We start from the raw sequence: 4,097 nt of genomic DNA, 5'->3' as shown, positions 1-4,097 counted from the left end.
TCAACCACGATAACTTCATCACCTTTGTATTCATCAAACAGAAATTCAAAATTTTTATCTTTAAGTTTTTTCTTTTCTAATTCTTTAAAAAATTTCCCAAACATCAAAGCACACTTAAATGAAAGTGGTGTTTTGTGAGTTTTTTAAATTCCGCAATAACTTTTACGCTGTCTTTTAACATATCTTTTTCTATTTTGCTTAAATTTTTAATATTAAGTATATTGGTAGCCGCTTGTTTATTGTTAATCTGTTCGAGTTTGCTTTTAAGGGTCAGTGTAAGTATTACATCAAAGCTTTCAATAAGTTCGGTTGCAAATTGTCTGTCAATTATACCTATATTGTTTAGCTCTTTTATTCTCTCAACGGTAGATGTTTTTTGTATTTTATGTTCAAGTGCGAACGCCCTTGTTGCGTGTACTATAATAAATCTTATTTTTTTCATATCGACTTTTTCTTTAAGCCCCAATATGCCGATAGGAAGTTCGAACTGGTCCACAAATGAAGCGAATGAGCCAAGAAGCGTGACATTGTCGCTTATATGTTCAAAGAGGTATTTTTTAAGTTCATTCAGATATTTTTCATCTCCCCATACCGCATTTGCGTCAAGTAAAATGGCGAGATTCATCATATTTTCCTGAGTAGGGGTATTGGTCCATTCGAAAATATCTTTTTTAAATTCTTTAAGCGGTTTTGACCAGAAAGGGTTGTTTACCATAACTTTGCCCGGACATTCGGGAAATCCTAATGTTTTTAAATGTTCGGAAAACTGCTTAAATTTGCTCATATCATAGTTAAATGTATCGTTTATAACCGTTCCGTTGTCCTGATCCGTTCTTATAATCTGCTCGCCCCTGCCTTCACTGCCCATTACGATTAATGAAATATTTTCCTTATATGTTTCGTCAAACACGAATTCGCTCACTTTAGCAAAAATTTTTCTGTTTAATTCACTTATAATTCTTGCGATGTATCTCGCTTTAAGCCCTTTATTGAAAAGCAGATTGGTAAGATCCACAAGTCCGTTTGTAATTTCTTTAAGATCATTTATATTTTTTGCTTTTTCTATTTTTACGCTTATCAGATACGAATGGTTTGAAAAGTAGCTTAATAAATCTATCTGTTCTATCGCACCGGTGATTTCATCATCCGATGTCACTATGAGTTTTTTTATATTGTGTTTTGTCATAAGCAAAAGAGCGTTAAACAGAAAATCTTCGTCTTCTATTGTTATAAGGTTTTTTGTAGCTATTTTGTTTATGGAATTATTCGGCGAAATGTCGTTTATTATTACTTTTCTTAAATCGGAATCGGTGACAATCGCTTTTTTGTCGATTATTATTGCCGATGATTTGTCGTTTTCTTTTTTGATAACGGCCGATTTTATAGTTTCGTTTGAGCTTACGAATGTAACGGGATGAATGATTAAATCTTTTACCCTGGCTGATAGGAAACTGCTAAACTGGTTTTCGAGAGATTTTTTTCTTAAAGTCTGCAGTTTGCTGGCGATATCCTGAAGAAAATAGTTTTTAAATTTGGGGTTTTTGTTTAAAACTTCAAGAAAAACGTCTCTTTTTATTTCATAACACAGACACTCTTCCAATACTTCGAATTCCGATGTTTTGTTTTCGATAATCTCTTTTGCAAAAACCACATCTTCGGATGTAAAAACTTCACTTTCACTTTTTATTTTGCCTTTTATAATAATTAGTAAATTTTCGGGTTTGATTTTACTTTCCGGTGTATAATAGGCAATATCCGTATTGTTTACAACGGAGGAGAGTTCCTCCTCCGTAAGTAAATCGAAAGGAGGAATAGCTGAAATAAAATTTTTAATATCATTCATAAATAACCTTAATGTTTAACGGCACCTTCCGCACCGATTCCTGTTTCTGATCTGATAAGTTGGGATTCAAACGCTTCTTTTTCTTTTTTTGCATCTTCGCTTTTATCCGTAACCGAAAAGAACCATATTGCGATAAACGCAACCGTAACACTGACAAGCGCCGGGTATTTTGACGGGAATACAGGTTTATCGAATCCGAAGATTGACACCCATACCGTAGGTCCTAAAATAACTAATAAAACGGCTGTAGCAAGACCGATGCTTCCGCCTATTACAGCACCTCTTGTCGTCAGGTTTTTCCAGTACATTGACAAGAATAATACCGGGAAATTCGCACTTGCGGCAATTGCAAACGCAAGTCCTACCATAAATGCGATATTTTGTTTTTCAAACGCAATACCTAAAATAATGGCAAGTACACCGATTACAAGTGTAGCTATTTTAGAAATTTTCATTTCCTGTTTTTCGTCGATTTGACCTTTTTTTACAACGTTTGCGTATAAATCGTGGCTTATTGCACTTGCACCCGCAAGAGTAAGTCCCGATACAACCGCTAAGATAGTGGCAAACGCGACCGCTGAGATAAACCCTAAGAACAGGTTACCGCCGAGCGCATGTGCCAAGTGAATGGCAGCCATATTGTTACCGCCTATAATTTTACCCGCAGCGTCAAGATATTCGGGATTAGTCGATACGAATACGATTGCACCGAATCCGATAATGAATGTCAGCATATAAAAATATCCGATAAACCCTGTAGCGAAAAATACCGATTTTCTCGCTTCCTTAGCGTCCGCAACAGTAAAGAATCTCATAAGAATATGCGGAAGTCCGGCAAGTCCGAACATAAGTGCAATTCCCAAACTTATTGCCGAATACGGATCGCTAACTAAACCTCCTGGCGCCATGATTTTATCATGAAGAGGATGTACTTCAATAGCTTTTGAGAAGAATTCTTCAAAATTGAAACCGAAATGAACCATAACGGCCAGCGCCATAAATGTGGCACCTAAGAGTAAAAGTGTGGCTTTAATAATCTGAACCCATGTAGTTGCAAGCATACCGCCGAACGTTACGTAAAGAATCATTAAAACACCTACGATTATTACCGCATATGAATACGGTAGTCCGAACAGAATTTGAATAAGTTTACCGCTTCCGACCATCTGAGCGATAAGATATAGTAAAACCGTTGCAATTCCGCCGAATGCGGCAAGCGTTCTGATAGGTCCCTGTTTCAGTCTGAAAGACACAACGTCGGCAAATGTGTATTTACCGAGGTTTCTAAGCCTTTCGGCAATTAAAAACAGAACAAACGGCCAGCCGACCAAAAAGCCGATTGAATAAATCAGTCCGTCGTAACCTTTCAAATAAACCAAACCTGAAATTCCCAAAAACGATGCCGCGGACATATAATCACCGGCAAGTGCCAGTCCGTTTTGAAATCCCGTAATACCGCCGCCGGCTGTATAGAAGTCTTTGGCTGTTCTTGTTCTTTTTGCCGCCCAGTAGGTAATACCGAGCGTCGCAAGAACGAACACCAAAAACATCACAACGGCGGATACGTTAAGAGGCTGTCTTTGCACCTCCCCGGTAATTGCGCCGGCGGCAAACAGTGAACCGAAAGAGAGTGCCAGTACTAATAGCTTTTTCATTGTGCTCCTTTTTCAAGTTCGATTTTTACTTTTTTTGTTAAGTCGTCGAACTCTTTGTTTGCTTTGTTTACATAAATACCTGTGAGTATAAATGCCGCAACAATGATAAGTAAACCGATAGGAATACCGATGGTAATCACAGAGCCCTGTGAAATAGGAGTTCCGAGAATCTGCGGATCAAAAGCGATGGTTAAAATAAATGAGTAATAAATTGCAAGCAGTACGAACGTAAGCGTCCATGCGAATTTGCTTCTCGTTTTAACCAGCCGCTGATAATCCGGATTGCTTTTGATAAGCTCTATCGCTTCTTTTGTCATTAAATCTCCTTTTGAGGTTTTTCAATTTTATGATAAAACCAATTCGTAGCATAAATGTAGCATTTACCGGTTGATACATAAAAAATTAAATAAAAGTTAATTATTGTGTAGAATAGTAACAAATAATGAACAATGTAAAATGGAAAATGTAAAATGTAACAGGGCCCCGAAAAACTGAAAGTTTTTTGGGTATAGGGGGAAATGGGCAATGAAAAATTTTCCAATGGAAAATGTAATACCAATCCCCGAAATAAATCTTACATATTTAAGCATTTATTCCAA

At 36.9% G+C, this 4,097-nt stretch carries 3 protein-coding genes; all 3 read right to left on the bottom strand.

Going from position 1 to position 4,097, the window contains the following annotated elements:
* Positions 1 to 103: 103 nt before the first annotated feature.
* The 3 genes from ACXJIE_RS07900 to ACXJIE_RS07890 are packed head-to-tail and all read right to left on the bottom strand — an operon-like array spanning position 104 to position 3,815.
* On the bottom strand, positions 104 to 1,843 hold the full coding sequence (locus ACXJIE_RS07900; protein WP_456480427.1) for a DUF294 nucleotidyltransferase-like domain-containing protein: 1,740 nt from the start codon (positions 1,841 to 1,843) through the stop codon (positions 104 to 106).
* A gap of 8 nt (positions 1,844 to 1,851) precedes the next feature.
* Positions 1,852 to 3,498 carry a cation acetate symporter gene (locus tag ACXJIE_RS07895; RefSeq protein WP_456480426.1) on the bottom strand — a complete coding sequence of 549 codons (1,647 nt, stop codon included), beginning with the start codon at positions 3,496 to 3,498 and terminating at the stop codon, positions 1,852 to 1,854.
* Positions 3,495 to 3,815 carry a DUF485 domain-containing protein gene (locus ACXJIE_RS07890; RefSeq protein WP_456480425.1) on the bottom strand — a complete coding sequence of 107 codons (321 nt, stop codon included), beginning with the start codon at positions 3,813 to 3,815 and terminating at the stop codon, positions 3,495 to 3,497. Before ACXJIE_RS07890 ends, ACXJIE_RS07895 begins: the two co-directional genes overlap by 4 nt.
* Positions 3,816 to 4,097 lie beyond the last annotated feature (282 nt).

This window comes from Nautilia sp. (assembly GCF_053994455.1).
The sequence above is the reverse complement of the archived record's forward strand: the minus strand, read 5'-3'. Positions and strand labels throughout refer to the sequence as shown.

What these genes read in the sequence shown, in the direction of transcription:
- ACXJIE_RS07890 (WP_456480425.1), bottom strand. Translation starts at nt 3,815, where the DNA reads ATGACAAAAGAAGCGATAGAGCTTATCAAAAGCAATCCGGATTATCAG.
- ACXJIE_RS07900 (WP_456480427.1), bottom strand. Translation starts at nt 1,843, where the DNA reads ATGAATGATATTAAAAATTTTATTTCAGCTATTCCTCCTTTCGATTTA.
- ACXJIE_RS07895 (WP_456480426.1), bottom strand. Translation starts at nt 3,498, where the DNA reads ATGAAAAAGCTATTAGTACTGGCACTCTCTTTCGGTTCACTGTTTGCC.